Origin of the sequence: Paraburkholderia sp. WC7.3g, from assembly GCF_050436345.1 — a bacterium.
Classification (GTDB): domain Bacteria; phylum Pseudomonadota; class Gammaproteobacteria; order Burkholderiales; family Burkholderiaceae; genus Paraburkholderia; species Paraburkholderia podalyriae.
Genome location: NZ_JBNDMA010000002.1, coordinates 3,153,077 through 3,166,707 on the forward strand (window position 1 = coordinate 3,153,077; position 13,631 = coordinate 3,166,707).

Below are 13,631 nucleotides of genomic sequence, written 5' to 3' on the forward strand. Positions count from 1 at the left end.
TCACCGCTGTCCGCCCGCAACGTGCTGTTTTGTAAGCAGGCGAAGTGCATTGCTTAAACTTCAGGAGACATTTCCATGCAAATCACCGGTATGTTGCACGGCGCGCGCCTGCTGCAATTCGTCGGATTTCCGGCCAGCGAAATCCTGGGTCCGAGCGCCAGCGAAGAGGAAGTCAAGGCGCTGATCGACCGTCATCGCCAGATCTTCATCAAGCCCGTCTTCAAGGGCGGAGTCGGCAAGAAGGGCAAGGCAGGTTTGCTTGGCCGCGCGACCGACCTGAAGACCGCGCTCGCGGAAAAGGAGCGGCTCTACTTCGCCGAGCATGCCGTCGGCCACATCAAGGCGAAGGCGAATGGCGTCACCTTCGAAGCCGGTGTGCCGGCCACGCACGAAGTCTACTTCTCGATCACGGATTCCACCCGCTTTCGCGCGCCGACAATGACGCTTTCGCACGTGGGCGGCATGGACATCGAGGAGGTCGACCCGAAGCAGGTGGCGATGGTGCCGTTCGACGCGCTGACCGGGCTGAAGGCGTTCGTCGTAGCGAATGCACTGAGCGAGATCGGCGCGCCGAAGGAGATCATTTCGCCGCTCGTGCAGCAGTTGCCGAAACTCTGGGAACTCTTTCACGACTTCGGCATGACGACGCTCGAGTTGAACCCGATCCGCATGCGCGAGGACAGGCACGGTCGCCTTACGCCGGTTGCGTGCGACTTCAAGTGCGGCTTCGATCGCGACGATCCGCGCTGGGCGCGTCTTGGCCTGCCGCCTCATCTGTTCGCCGCCGATTACTCGGATTTTGAGCAGGAGATCAACCAGCTTCGTACCCACCAGGGCCAGAGCGATGTGTACGTCATCAACGATAACGGAACCATCCTCGCTCCGACCTTCGGCGGCGGCGCCAACTCGCTCGTCACCGAAATGCTGGGCGACGCCGCGATCATCTCGTCGGATTTCGGCGGCAATCCGCCTTACGCGAAGATGAAGGAAGTGGCGCGCATCTGTTTCAGGCACTGGCTCGAACAGGCGAACGTGCTCTTCATCATCGGCGGCAAGTCCAATAACACGGACATCTACGAGACGCTGCGCGCCATGGCCGACGCCCTGCGCGAGCACTTCAGCGAGCACGGACCGACGCCGCTCTATGTCGTGCTGGGCCGTGGAGGTCCGAACCTCGTGCGGGGCATGTCGGCGCTGAGGGACACATGCGACTCGCTGGGCCTGCCTTATCGGCTGTTCGGCTTCGACTCTGACATCAGCGAAGTGATTCAGTACGCACGCCGGGCGGACGCCTGGATGCGCGCCGGCGGCCGCGCCGAGATCGCTGCAAGGATCGGCGCGTCGGCGAGGCAAACCGAAACGGCTCGTGCCTGAGGAGATCGACATGTACAAGCAAGGCAGCAATACGTTCAAGTATTTCGTTGGCGTCGACTCACTCGCACAGATCGCCACGCGCGAGGATCGCGTGTGCGTGCTCAATATCCTGGGCGGTGAATCGTCGGACGTGACGCCCGTGAGTCACGCATTCTCGGGCGGTAACGTCGTATTCGGCACGGCGCCGGGCAAGGGCGGGCAAGTGCTCGCGACGCCGGCCGGCGATATCCCCGTGTACAACAACGTCCGTGAGGGGCTGCAGGCGGGACACCGGTTCAACTGCGGCGTCGTTTACCTGCCGCCGTCCGCGGCCCGCGACGGCGTCGCTGAACTGATTCGCGTGAATCCCGAGTTGCGGAAGATTTTCATCATCACCGAAAAGATCGCGGTCCACGACGCCCGCGAAATTCGCGCGATGGGCCAGCAGGCGGGCATCGACATCTTCGGCGCGAACGGGCTCGGCGTCGCCGATTCGTGGAATCGCGTGAGGATCGGCGGAGCGCTCGGCGGCGACAATCCTGACGATTCGTTGCGCAAGGGCTCGATCGCGATCTTCTCCAACTCCGGCGGCTTCAGCACGACGATTGCGCAATACCTGCGCATGGGTGGCTGGGGCACATCGACGGTCATCTCGAGCGGCAAGGACGTCTATATCCACTATGCCGCGCCGGAATTCGCGTTCGCACTCGCCAACGATGTGCGCAGCAAGGCTGCGGTACTTTACTGCGAACCGGGTGGCTATTACGAGGCCGATGCGGTCTTCACGAAGCCAGTCGTCGCGTGCGTCGTGGGACGGTGGAAGAGCCGCCTCACGCGGGCAGTCGGTCACGCCGGCGCGATGGCCGGCGGCAACGACGATGCGCAAGCCAAGGAACGCTGGTTCATGCAGAAGTTCGGCGTCGAGCGCCTCTTCACGCCGGATGATCCATGCTGCTCGACGAAGGGTGCCGTGGTGACGAACATCGCGCACATCCCGGCCGCGCTGAGCGCCGTGATGCGCGCCAACGCGACGATGCCCGATTTCGAGTCGGAGGGCAGTCTCGCACTCAAGCCGTGGTTCGGCTCCGATCAGGGCATCGCGCTGCCGGACGGCCTCGCCATTCCGGTCGTGGAAGCTATTGCGCCGTATAACGAGCAGGTCCATCAGGTCAATCGCCAGATCGGCGTGATCGCTCCGCGCCAGGCGCTCAAAGACGCATCGGGCGCGTCGCAGATGGACGCGAAGACGCAAGTGAGCAGCCTGCACGGCGCGTCGATGCTGGAGGCCGCGACGCGTTCGCTCGAAGCGAACGTCGGCCTTGCCCTGCTGCACGAATTCGGCGGCGAGAATGACGAAAAACTCATCGATGTCGCGATCGCCGCATTCGTCAATCTGCACGGCAGGCCGGAACTCGCGGCGGCGCAGGCAGCACGCGAAGCGGACAACGCCCCGAATGCAATTCTCGCGGCTGCGGCGTCGATCGTCGGGCCGAAACGTCAGCGCGCGGCGCGGGACGTCACCAAGTGGCTGATCGATCGTTTTGCGGCCGCTGGTCTTGCCGACGCGCTGAATGAAACCTTCGACGTCGCACGCATCGACGCAAGCGGCTGTGAACAGTGCTTCGCCGACTCTCACGATCCGCTCGCCGAAGCAATGCTCGCGGGACTCGCCGCGCGCGGCGCGAAATCGGCGTTCGTCCGCTGGCTGACGTCGCAGCCCGCTCACCCGACCGGCGACGCGGTGCTGGCCGCGATCACGACGACGCTGGCGTGGGGCCCGCTGATGCGCAAGCGTATCTCGCGCGTGACCGCCGAAAGCCTGCCCTGGTGGAGCATGCTATTTGGGACGCTCATCGGTGCATCGGCCGATGCGTCGCGGCATGGCCCGGACGGTTTCTGCGGCTTCTCCACCGACGAATTGCTGAACGAGCGCTGTCTCACCGAAATCGGCTTCGCCGCGCTGCTCAACCTGAGGCCCGGCCCCGACGACCTGTTCGCCTTCAAAACGCTCGTCGGCCTGCTGCTCACCAACGGTCCGGGTGCGATCTCGGCGCAGGGGGCGAAGGGCGCGGTATCCGCCGACGGTCCGGAAGGCCCCGAGCGCGTGCAGCTCAACAAGGCGCTTGTCGGCTTTCTCTCGCATACCGGCTACACGCACGGCGGGAACGGGTACGAGGGCATCGCGTTCCTGATTGATGCTTTCAAGGAAACCGCGCTGGACGATCCGTCGAAGCCCGGCCACGGCGTGGACCTGCGCTCGCTCGCCGAGCGCTCCGTCGAGCGATACGCGCAGTACAAGGCGCGGCAGAAGCATGCGGGCAGCCTCGACATCGCGAAGCTTCCGGGCGTGAATCATCCGGTGTTCAAGGACAGACCGGTCAACCACGACCCGCGCGAGGTGTTCATTGCGGACCTGTGCGAAAAGCGTGGGGAATACAACGTGTTCCATGCGTTCTATCGCGAGCTGGTGCAAGCGTTGTTCGAGGCAGGCGTCTCGCGCAACGTCTATTGCGTCAATGTCGATGCGGTGATCGCCGCATTGCTGCTGAAGATGCTGTGGCAGCCGCTGCGACGCGGTGAATTGAGCGAGTCCGATCTGGAGACTGCCGCGTTCACGATCTTCCTTTATCCGCGCATGCTCGGCTGCGCGGCGGAAATCGACGATCACCTCAACCGCGGACGCAACATGGACACGCGCACGCCCGCGTCCCAGTGCCGCTTCGTGGCCTGAGCACGGGTCTTACCGGCGCGGGGCAAGGCAACCACGTGGCTGCTGTGCTTTAGGGCCGTTGCGGGCTTTCCCCCGCGTCCATTGATAACCAGCGGACATCGATCGTTCCGAAGACAACGTTCGCTCGAAATGCCGCACGCGGATTGCGTGCTCGAGCTTGTCGAAAGGGCGGCTCAGCGCCGGCCACAAGATGCTGACCGCCTCGACGGCCTTTCGGAAGCCGCCCAACTATACGACGGCTCGAAACGCCTGCAAATCATTCAGGTCGAAGTTGACGCCCACAGGCCATCCTCTGCGTAGTACAGCGGCTATTGTGGATGGTGCAGGCCAAAGTGCCCATCGGGACCGACGTTGGACAGCGCCGACAGTTGCTGCTGGACCGAATTGCGAACGTCCGTATTCGGCGGGCCAAGCGGCCATTCATGCTCGAGATGTGGGAGTCAAGTCGGGCTGCGCCGCAGCAGCAGGCAGGAGCAGGCGTTCTGAATTTCAAACGGACGGCCGAGGCGCCCAGCCCGTTACACTACCACCTTGGTATTACGTGGCTAGTCTGCGCCGGCAGGCTGGCGTGGCATAGGGCTTGAGTAAATGAATCACCACACCCCAGATCGTATATCAATACGTATATTGTTATCTGAATAAAATACAATATTCGTTTTAAATCAATACATTACGCCATTTATGAAAATCGCCACCTGGAACGTCAACTCCCTCAAGGTCCGCCAGCAACACGTGATCGACTGGCTCGCGAGCAGCGGCACGGACGTGCTGTGCCTGCAGGAACTCAAGCTCCCCGACGAAAAATTTCCGCGCGCCGAGCTCGAGGCGGTCGGCTATCGCAGCTGGTACGCGGGTCAGAAAACCTATAACGGTGTCGGCATTCTGGTGCGCGAAGGGTTGAACGTCGACGAAAGCAGCATCGTGCGCAACATCCCCGGTTTCGAGGATCCGCAGCAGCGCGTGATCGCGGCGACCATCGACGGCGTGCGCATCGTCTGCGCGTATTTCCCGAACGGCCAGGCGCCCGGCACCGACAAGTTCGCCTACAAGCTGCGCTGGCTCGACGCGCTGCACGACTGGCTCGCCACCGAGATGACGCTGCATCCGAAGTTCGCGTTGCTCGGCGACTACAACATCGCGCCCGACGATCGCGACGTGCACGATCCGAAGGCGTGGGAAGGTCAGAATCTCGTGTCGCCCGAGGAACGCGCGGCGTTCGTGCGGCTGATCGGCCTCGGCCTGCTCGACGCGTTCCGCCAGTTCGAGCAGCAGGAAAAAATCTATTCGTGGTGGGACTACCGGATGATGGCGTTTCGTCGCAACGCGGGGCTGCGCATCGATCACATCCTGCTGTCGAAGGCATTGGCCGACATCTGCTCGGCGTGCGACATCGACAAGGTGCCGCGCAAGTGGGATCAGCCTTCCGATCACGCGCCGGTGTTCGCGCAGCTCGGTTGATCCACCCCGCAGCGAGGCAGCGCTGCCTCGCCCGCGGATCGCTTCAAGCGCCGCCCAGCACACCCCACAGGAAGCCGAATACCATCGCATCATGCTCGGCCTGCTCCAGCTCATCGGAGCCGCCGTGTCCGCCTTCGGTGTTCTCCCGATACCACACCTGTTGCGCGCCCAGCGCCTGCATGCGCGCGGCCATTTTGCGCGCGTGGCCGGGATGCACGCGATCGTCGGCGGTCGACGTCGTGAATACCACCGGCGGATACGCGACGCCCGCCGCGAGGTTGTGATAGGGCGAATAGGCGGCAAGCGCGCGCGCTTCATCGGGTTCGTCCGGGTCGCCGTATTCGTCGATCCACGACGCGCCCGCATGCAACAGGTGATAGCGGCTCATATCGAGCAACGGCACCTCGCACACGACCGCGCCGAATAGCTCCGGCCGCTGCACCATGCAGGCGGCCACCAGCAGACCGCCGTTGCTGCCGCCCTGAATGCCGAGCTGCGCGGCGCTCGTCACGCCGGTCGCGATCAGCGCTTCGGCGACCGCGATGAAATCATCGAACGCGCGCTGGCGATGCTCGCCCTGCGCCGCCGTGTGCCAGCGCGTGCCGAACTCGCCGCCGCCGCGAATATGCGCGACTACATACACGCCGCCGCGTTCGAGCCAGCCGATGCCCTGCCCCGTTAGATAGCTCGGCAGCAGCGGAATCGCGAAGCCGCCGTAGCCGCTCAGCAGACATTGACGCGTCGGTTTTTCAGCGCCCGGCGATGACGACGCTTCGCCGGGCCCGATCACTGTGTACGGTACGCGCGTGCCATCGGCCGATACCGCATGCCCGCGGGTCACGACAACGCGACTCGCGTCGAACTGCGTCGGCCAACGGTCGAGCAACTCCCATTCGGCGGACCCCTCAGGCGCGAGATCGGAGAGCCAATAGGCGGGCGGTTGCAGATAATCGTCGGTGTCGACGAACACTTCGTCGTTCAGCGTCGCCTCGACCGGCGACACGTCGACCTGCGCATCGTCGCGCGACGCGAACACCCGCTCGCGCCACCGCCATGTGCTGTCCTCGCGCTGCGACGGCGTCCAGATCAGGGTCTTGCCGCGCACGTCGTCGAGATACGACACGATCAGATGATGGCGTGTATGCGACCACTCGCAGGCCGAGGTCAGCGGTGTCGGCGTGAAGAGCGGCGTCACGTCGCGCTCACCGCGCAAAAACGCATCCTCGCGAATCGCGAGCAGCGCACCGCCCGGATAGCGCGCGAGATTGCCGTGCCACTCGCATTCCCAGTCGAGCCGCGGCTCGAGCAACAGCCAACCCTGCCACGCCCCCACCGCGACGTGCGGCGGCACTTCGTAACGATGCCAGGCATCGCTAGCGTCGTCGAGGTAATACGTGTGGGAATCGAAAAAGTCGACACTGCTCGTCACCGTATGCCGGCGATCGACCGGATCGTAATGCGCTTCCACGCCGATGTCGCCAAACTCGCCACGGAACACGACGGGCGCATCGGCGAGCGCGGTGCCGCGCGTCCAGCGCCGCACGTCGCGCGGATAGCCGGAACGCGTCAGCGTCTTGCGCCCATTGTCCCAGCCGACGTACAGCGTATCGCGATCGATCCACGACACCGTGTGCTTGCCCGCCTTCGCAATCACGAAGCCATCGTCGACGAAACGCCGCGCGTCGAGATCGAACTCGCGCGCGACGAGCGCGTCGGAGCCGCCCGGCGACATCGTGATCAGCGCGCGGTCGCCGTCCGGATAAAGGATGTCGAGATCGGCGCACACCCACGGCGTGCCTTCGGCCGCGCCGAGCGCGTCGAAGTCGAGCAGGTTCTGCCACACCGGCACGCCGCTGCGCCATGCGGCCCACGCGGTGCGTCGCCAGATGCCGCGTGGATTGCGCTCGTCCTGCCACAGATCGTAGGCCCAGTCTTTCCAGCGATCCGGAATCACGGGACGCTCGCGCGGCAGATAGGCATCGGCGAGCCGGCGTCTGAGCGTGTCGAACGACGCGCCGCTGCACCACGCGGCGCGTGTGCGCGCATTCTGCGCGTCGACCCACGCGAGTGCGTCAGCGTCGTCCAGTGCTTCGAGCGACAGGAAGGGATCGGGGGAAAGCGGCCACTCGAACGTGGCGGGAGAAGCGGAAGAAGCAGGCATCGTTGGCTGTCGGATCGGAACAGCGTTGATTATGCCTTGTGCGCGCCGATTGCCGGTTTGGTGCGGGGGCTCGGTGCAAAAGCGACGAAGGCGGCCTGAGCCGCCCTCGCCTGCCATCCAGCATCGTTCGACCCGAGCGCATCAAGGCTCGATATTGAGTTCCTGAATCTTGCGCGTAATCGTATTGCGCCCGATGCCGAGCCGCTCGGCCGCCTCGACTTTGCGGCCGCGGGTGAAGTCGAGCGCCTCGCGGATCACGGCCGCTTCGAAGCGGCGCGCAAGCTCGTCCATCACGTCGGCCGCGTTCTCGCGCAGCATCCGCGCGACCTCGGTGCGCAAGCCGCCTTCCCACGCGCTCAGCGCGGTCGCGACCGATACACCGGCCGCAGCCCCAGGATGCACGACCGTACCGCCGCTCACGCCAGCGAGCGGCGCGCTACCTGCGAATCCGACGTTGTTCGTCGCAGTGGCGTCCGCCGTCGCGCTGATAGCGGCACCGGCACCGAGCTCGCTCGCGCCGACCTGCGCGGGACCGAGGTCGGGCGGCAGATCCTTGATCTCGATCGTCTGCGCGGGCGCCATCACCGTGAGCCAGTTCGCGAGGTTCTCGAGCTGCCGTACGTTGCCCGGAAACGGCAGCGACGCGAGATAGGCGAGCGCCTCGTCGGACACGCGCTTCGATTCGACGCCGAGATCGCGTGCGCTCTTCTGCAGGAAATGCCGTGTGAGCAGCGCGATGTCCTCGCTGCGCTCGCGCAACGCGGGCAAGCGTAGACGGATCACGTTCAGACGGTGATACAGGTCCTCGCGAAATAGCCCCTGCCGCACGCGCGATTCGAGATTCTGGTGCGTCGCCGCGATCACCCGCACATTCGCGCGCAACGGATTGTGGCCGCCCACGCGATAGAACTGGCCGTCCGACAGCACGCGCAACAGGCGCGTCTGCAGATCGAACGGCATGTCGCCGATTTCGTCGAGAAAGAGCGTGCCGTTCTCGGCCTGCTCGAAGCGTCCCTGGCGCAACGCCTGCGCGCCGGTGAACGCGCCGCGCTCGTGACCGAACAGTTCGGACTCGAGCAGATCTTTCGGAATCGCGGCCGTGTTCAACGCGATGAAGGGACCGTTCGCGCGTGGGCTATGTCGGTGCAACGCACGCGCGACCAGTTCCTTCCCGGTGCCTGATTCGCCGGTAATGAGCACGGTCGCCGCCGAATGCGACAGGCGGCCAATCGCGCGAAACATGTCCTGCATCGCGGGCGCCTGACCGAGCATCTCGGGCGCTTCGGCGACGCGCTCATCCCACGTCTGCTCGCCCCGCATGCTTTCGTCGACCGCGCGGCGAATCAGCTCGACGGCCTTGTCGACGTCGAATGGCTTCGCGAGATACTCGAACGCGCCGCCCTGGAATGCCGCGACCGCGCTATCGAGATCGGAGAACGCGGTCATGATGATGACCGGCAAGCCCGGCACCTTGTCACGTACGGTTTGCAGCAGCTCCAGCCCGGAACCGCCGGGCATGCGGATATCGGAAACCAGCACCTGCGGGCTGTCGTGATCGAGCGCGGCCGACGCTTCGCGTACGTTCGCGAAGCTGCGCGTCGCGAGGTTCTCGCGCGCCAGCGCTTTCTCGAGCACCCAGCGAATTGATTGGTCGTCGTCTACTATCCAGATCGGCTTCATATAGTTCGGTCAGAAGTCTTGAGGTGCTTGTGGTCTCTATCAGTCGATCAGTCGAGCGGCAGCAGAATCTGAAACTCGGTATGGCCCGGCCGGCTGTCCACCTCGATCAGACCATCGTGCTGCTGCACGAAGGTCTGCGCTAGCGTGAGACCGAGACCGCTGCCGTCCTCGCGCCCCGACACGAGCGGATAGAAAATGCGGTCGCGAATCTCATCGGGAATGCCTGGGCCGTTGTCGATGATATGCAAGTCCAGTGCCAGCTTGCACAGGCGTTTCGAAATGGTGACTTTGCGCGCGATGCGCGTGCGCAGTTCGATGCGCGCATCGCCCCGCGAAATCCGCTCGCGCAACGCCTCGGCGGCATTGCGCACGATGTTCAGCAGCGCCTGGATGAGCTGCTCCTTGTCGCCGCGCAGATCCGGCACGCTGACGTCGTAGTCGCGCTCGATCGTCAGGCCGCGCGGAAACTCCGCGAGAATCAGCTGACGCACGCGCTCGCACACCTCGTGAATATTCACGTCGCCGACGATGTGCGGATGCCGGTGCGGTTCGAGCAGGCGGTCGACCAGCGTCTGCAGCCGGTCCGATTCCTTGATGATGACCTGGGTGTACTCGCGCAACTCGTCGCGCTCACGCTCGCCGAGTTCGAACTCGAGCAGCTGGGCGGCGCCGCGAATGCCGCCGAGCGGATTCTTGATTTCGTGCGCGAGATTGCGGATCAGATGCTTGTTGACCGCCGTCAGGTCGTTGATGCGCTCTTCGCGGTCGGTGCGCAGATGCCGCTCGTTCTCGAACAGTTCGAGCAACACGTAGTCCTGCGCGCTTTCCAGAAAGCCAACGATCGCATGCGCGTGCAGCGGCTCGTGGCCCGGGCGCTCGAGCACGGCGTCCAGATGCGTCGCATGAAAACGGTGCGCGGCAATCGCGGTGATCGTCGCGACCAGTTCGTCCGCGTTCGAAAAGATGTCTGGCCACGCCATCTGCGTGAGTTGCCTGCGCGACATCGCGAGCATCGACTCCGCCGACGGATTCGCGAACGCGACGCGCAGCGTGCGCTTGTCGAGCACCAGCACGACGGTCGGCAGCGCCTCGAAGCCGGGCAGCAAGCCGGAACTCACGAGCTGCATGTCGTCCGACAGCGTCTGTTCGTGTCCTTTCCTTGCCTTGATCAGATTCTTCAGAACCATCTTGCAGTCTGGCCGGTAGGAAATGGTGGTAAATCAGGCGTGCTGCTTTTTTATGCCTGGCCGAATGGCATATTGCCCGCGCGCGACCGGCCGTACGTGCGGCCTAACAAAAAAGGGACGGCGCCGCCGTCCCTTCGTGACCGATCGCGAGCGTCGGGCAAAGCGCTTCGCCGGGTGAAGGGCGAAGCGCCATGGCCGCTTACAGCGAGTAGTACATTTCGAATTCGATCGGGTGCACCGACTGACGATAACGCTGCAGTTCCGTCGTCTTCAGTTCGATGTACGCGTCGAGCATCGCATCCGTGAACACGCCGCCGCGCGTCAGGAACTCGCGGTCCGCGTCGAGCGAGTCGAGAGCCTGGTCGAGTCCCGCGCACACGGTCGGGATCTTTGCATCCTCTTCCGGCGGCAGGTCGTACAGGTTCTTGTCGGCGGCTTCGCCCGGGTGAATCTTGTTCTGCACGCCGTCCAGACCCGCCATCATCAGCGCAGAGAAGCACAGGTACGGATTCGCCAGCGGATCCGGGAAACGCGTTTCGATACGGCGGCCCTTCGGGCTCGACACGTGCGGAATACGGATCGATGCCGAACGGTTGCGAGCCGAGTAAGCGAGCTTGACCGGTGCTTCGAAGTGCGGCACGAGACGCTTGTACGAGTTCGTACCCGGGTTCGTGATCGCGTTCAGCGCGCGAGCGTGCTTGATGATGCCGCCAATGTAGAACAGCGCGAATTCCGACAGACCTGCGTAGCCGTTGCCCGCGAACAGGTTCTGGCCGTCCTTCCAGATCGACTGGTGAACGTGCATGCCCGAACCGTTATCGCCGACGACCGGCTTCGGCATGAACGTCGCCGTCTTGCCGTACGTGTGCGCGACGTTGTGGATGACGTACTTCATCTGCTGGAGCCAGTCGGCGCGCTGCACGAGCGTCGAGAACTTGGTGCCGATTTCGTTCTGGCCCTGACCCGCCACTTCGTGGTGGTGCACTTCGACCGGAATGCCGATCTGTTCGAGCAGCAGACACATTTCCGAGCGGATGTCCTGGAACGAGTCGACCGGCGCGACCGGGAAGTAGCCGCCCTTGGTGCCCGGACGGTGGCCGGTGTTGCCGCCTTCGAATTCCTTCGCCGACGACCACGGTGCTTCTTCCGAACCGATCTTGATGAAGCAGCCCGACTGGTCCGTGCTCCACTGGACCGAATCGAAAATGAAGAATTCCGGTTCCGGACCGAAGTACGCGGTGTCGCCGAGGCCCGAGTTCTTCAGGTACGCTTCGGCGCGCTTCGCGAGCGAGCGCGGGTCGCGTTCGTAGCCCTTGCCGTCAGCCGGTTCGACGACGTCGCAGGTCAGCACGAGGGTCGATTCTTCGTAGAACGGGTCGATGAACGCCGTGTTCGCGTCCGGGACCAGCAACATGTCCGATGCTTCGATGCCCTTCCAGCCGGCAATCGACGAACCGTCAAACGCATGGCCGCTTTCGAACTTGTCTTCATCGAATGCCGACACCGGCACCGAAACGTGTTGCTCCTTGCCGCGCGTGTCGGTGAAACGGAAGTCGACAAACTTGACGTCTTCGTCTTTGACGAGTTGAATGACGTCGGCCACGGATTTACTCATAACCTATCTCCTGATTAACGAATTCGGCGGGTTCAGCCGCCGCCCAATCTAGCTGACCCGTCCCGGCACGTCCACTCAAACGGCGTCGCAGGGCGGAACATTCTGCCGGGACAAATCGATCGGCACCAATAAAGCAGATAGTGTGCCACCTACTATCGAATCTGCCAATCCACGCACACCCGTTGCTGCGCTTACGATTGCGGGCCGCGCGCGGAGCGCGGGAGACTCGCGAAAAAATGCGCAAGTCGTCTGACGCACCAGTTTCGTGCATTCACTGATTTGGAAATCGCGATGGTTTCCATTCTGGTGCATGTCGAACAAAATGCACCATATTTGCGCATCGAAGTTTGAACGGCGCCCATCGACATCCCCGGCGCCATCCAGTCTACAGGTCTGCACGGTGCCTGCCGCGCGCTAGAATGGTCATTTGGTCCGAAGGAGATTGACCTCATGAGCACGCTCGAACAGCTTTACGCGAAGGCGGACGCCCGCCGCACCGAGAACCAACTGCCCTACGCGGGCGCGGTATCGCCGGCCGAGGCGTTCGAACTGCTGGAACTCGATCCGCGCACGCGTCTCGTCGACGTGCGAACCCGTGCCGAGCTCGACTGGGTCGGCCGGCCGGTGATCGGTGATGGCCAATACGCGCACGTCGAATGGACGCGCTATCCGGGCGCGGTGCCCAATCAGGAGTTCATGCAGCAACTCGCGCAGGTGGCCTCGCCCGACACGCCGGTGCTGTTCTTGTGCCGCAGCGCCGCGCGCTCGAAGCTCGCCGCGATCGCCGCGACCCAGGCCGGCTTCACGAAGGCGTACGACCTGCTGGAAGGCTTCGAAGGCGACAAGGACGGCCAGGGGCATCGGAAGACGGTGTCAGGATGGTGTTTTCGTGGCTTGCCGTGGATCGGCGCCTGATGGCGGTTCCGAGCCCGGCCCCCAGATGCGCAAGCCCGCGGGAGCGGGGCTGAAGCAGGCTGATTGAAACGGCGCGCGCATCGTGGCTTGCCGTGGATCGGCGCCTGATGGCGGTTCCGAGCCCGGCCCCCAGATGCGCAAGCCCGCGGGAGCGGGGCTGAAGCAGGCTGATTGAAACGGCGCGCGCCGAGCACGCATTGATTGCATCCTCGGCGCGGGTTGTGACACGGCGATGTCGCGGCTCGCGCCAGCCTGGCCTCCAGGCGCGGGCCGCTTGCGTCGTCGGGCGCCGCGTGCCCGGCGCCCCATCGGTTCAGGGCGCGGCCGACATTCCGAACACGTGCAACTTGCCCGCGCTGACCTGTTTCGGCAGCGTGACGCTCGCCACAAGGTTGCCCGGCGTCAGCGGCACGGTCTGCGCGAACAGATAGGTCTTGACGCCGTCGTTGCTGCCGCCGCCGGCATTGCGATACGTCGTCGTCAACGCGATCGGGTCCGCCGGCGCCGCACCGCCGCCATTGAGCGTCCGGT

9 protein-coding genes and 1 pseudogene are annotated in these 13,631 nt (G+C 64.2%); 4 read left to right on the forward strand and 6 right to left on the reverse strand.

Features of this window, described 5'->3' with window-relative positions:
- Positions 1-75: 75 nt before the first annotated feature.
- Positions 76-1,374, forward strand: a complete 1,299-nt coding sequence (locus OKW43_RS25890) for an ATP citrate lyase citrate-binding domain-containing protein (RefSeq protein ID WP_429450596.1) — start codon at positions 76-78, stop codon at positions 1,372-1,374.
- 10 nt (positions 1,375-1,384) lie between these two features.
- Positions 1,385-4,084, forward strand: coding sequence for a CoA-binding protein (locus tag OKW43_RS25895; RefSeq protein WP_429450598.1), 2,700 nt, complete (start codon positions 1,385-1,387; stop codon positions 4,082-4,084).
- 87 nt (positions 4,085-4,171) lie between these two features.
- Here the strand turns inward: OKW43_RS25895 and OKW43_RS25900 are convergent.
- Positions 4,172-4,312: pseudogene (locus OKW43_RS25900) on the reverse strand (LysR family transcriptional regulator); the annotation flags it as partial.
- 453 nt (positions 4,313-4,765) lie between these two features.
- Here OKW43_RS25900 and xth point away from each other — a divergent pair.
- A complete protein-coding gene (gene xth, locus OKW43_RS25905) occupies positions 4,766-5,542 on the forward strand; it encodes an exodeoxyribonuclease III (RefSeq protein WP_187638024.1) in 777 nt (258 codons plus the stop codon).
- Between the two features lie 43 nt (positions 5,543-5,585).
- Here the strand turns inward: xth and OKW43_RS25910 are convergent, their stop codons facing one another.
- From OKW43_RS25910 to glnA, 4 genes are all read right to left on the reverse strand, one after another.
- The gene (locus OKW43_RS25910; RefSeq protein WP_429450600.1) at positions 5,586-7,703 is read right to left on the reverse strand and encodes a prolyl oligopeptidase family serine peptidase; all 2,118 of its coding nucleotides are present in this window, start codon (positions 7,701-7,703) and stop codon (positions 5,586-5,588) included.
- Positions 7,704-7,844: 141 nt separating this feature from the next.
- On the reverse strand, positions 7,845-9,383 hold the full coding sequence (gene ntrC / locus OKW43_RS25915) for a nitrogen regulation protein NR(I) (RefSeq protein ID WP_429450602.1): 1,539 nt from the start codon (positions 9,381-9,383) through the stop codon (positions 7,845-7,847).
- Between the two features lie 47 nt (positions 9,384-9,430).
- Positions 9,431-10,570 carry a nitrogen regulation protein NR(II) gene (glnL, locus tag OKW43_RS25920; RefSeq protein ID WP_187638021.1) on the reverse strand — a complete coding sequence of 380 codons (1,140 nt, stop codon included), beginning with the start codon at positions 10,568-10,570 and terminating at the stop codon, positions 9,431-9,433.
- A 199-nt stretch (positions 10,571-10,769) separates the two neighbouring features.
- Complete coding sequence (gene glnA, locus OKW43_RS25925) at positions 10,770-12,185, reverse strand: type I glutamate--ammonia ligase (RefSeq protein ID WP_187638020.1); 1,416 nt, start codon at positions 12,183-12,185, stop codon at positions 10,770-10,772.
- A 450-nt stretch (positions 12,186-12,635) separates the two neighbouring features.
- On the opposite strand from glnA, the gene OKW43_RS25930 reads away from it, so the two are divergent.
- Positions 12,636-13,100, forward strand: coding sequence for a rhodanese-like domain-containing protein (locus OKW43_RS25930; RefSeq protein WP_187638019.1), 465 nt, complete (start codon positions 12,636-12,638; stop codon positions 13,098-13,100).
- A gap of 313 nt (positions 13,101-13,413) precedes the next feature.
- Here the strand turns inward: OKW43_RS25930 and OKW43_RS25935 are convergent, their stop codons facing one another.
- Positions 13,414-13,584: a hypothetical protein gene (locus tag OKW43_RS25935; RefSeq protein ID WP_187638018.1), complete on the reverse strand. Its 171-nt coding sequence runs from the start codon at positions 13,582-13,584 to the stop codon at positions 13,414-13,416.
- Positions 13,585-13,631 lie beyond the last annotated feature (47 nt).

Excerpts from the sequence above, each read along its gene's own strand:
- OKW43_RS25890 (WP_429450596.1), top strand. The coding sequence starts at position 76 with ATGCAAATCACCGGTATGTTGCACGGCGCGCGCCTGCTGCAATTCGTC.
- OKW43_RS25895 (WP_429450598.1), top strand. The coding sequence starts at position 1,385 with ATGTACAAGCAAGGCAGCAATACGTTCAAGTATTTCGTTGGCGTCGAC.
- xth (WP_187638024.1), top strand. The coding sequence starts at position 4,766 with ATGAAAATCGCCACCTGGAACGTCAACTCCCTCAAGGTCCGCCAGCAA.
- OKW43_RS25910 (WP_429450600.1), bottom strand. The coding sequence starts at position 7,703 with ATGCCTGCTTCTTCCGCTTCTCCCGCCACGTTCGAGTGGCCGCTTTCC.
- ntrC (WP_429450602.1), bottom strand. The coding sequence starts at position 9,383 with ATGAAGCCGATCTGGATAGTAGACGACGACCAATCAATTCGCTGGGTG.
- glnL (WP_187638021.1), bottom strand. The coding sequence starts at position 10,570 with ATGGTTCTGAAGAATCTGATCAAGGCAAGGAAAGGACACGAACAGACG.
- glnA (WP_187638020.1), bottom strand. The coding sequence starts at position 12,185 with ATGAGTAAATCCGTGGCCGACGTCATTCAACTCGTCAAAGACGAAGAC.
- OKW43_RS25930 (WP_187638019.1), top strand. The coding sequence starts at position 12,636 with ATGAGCACGCTCGAACAGCTTTACGCGAAGGCGGACGCCCGCCGCACC.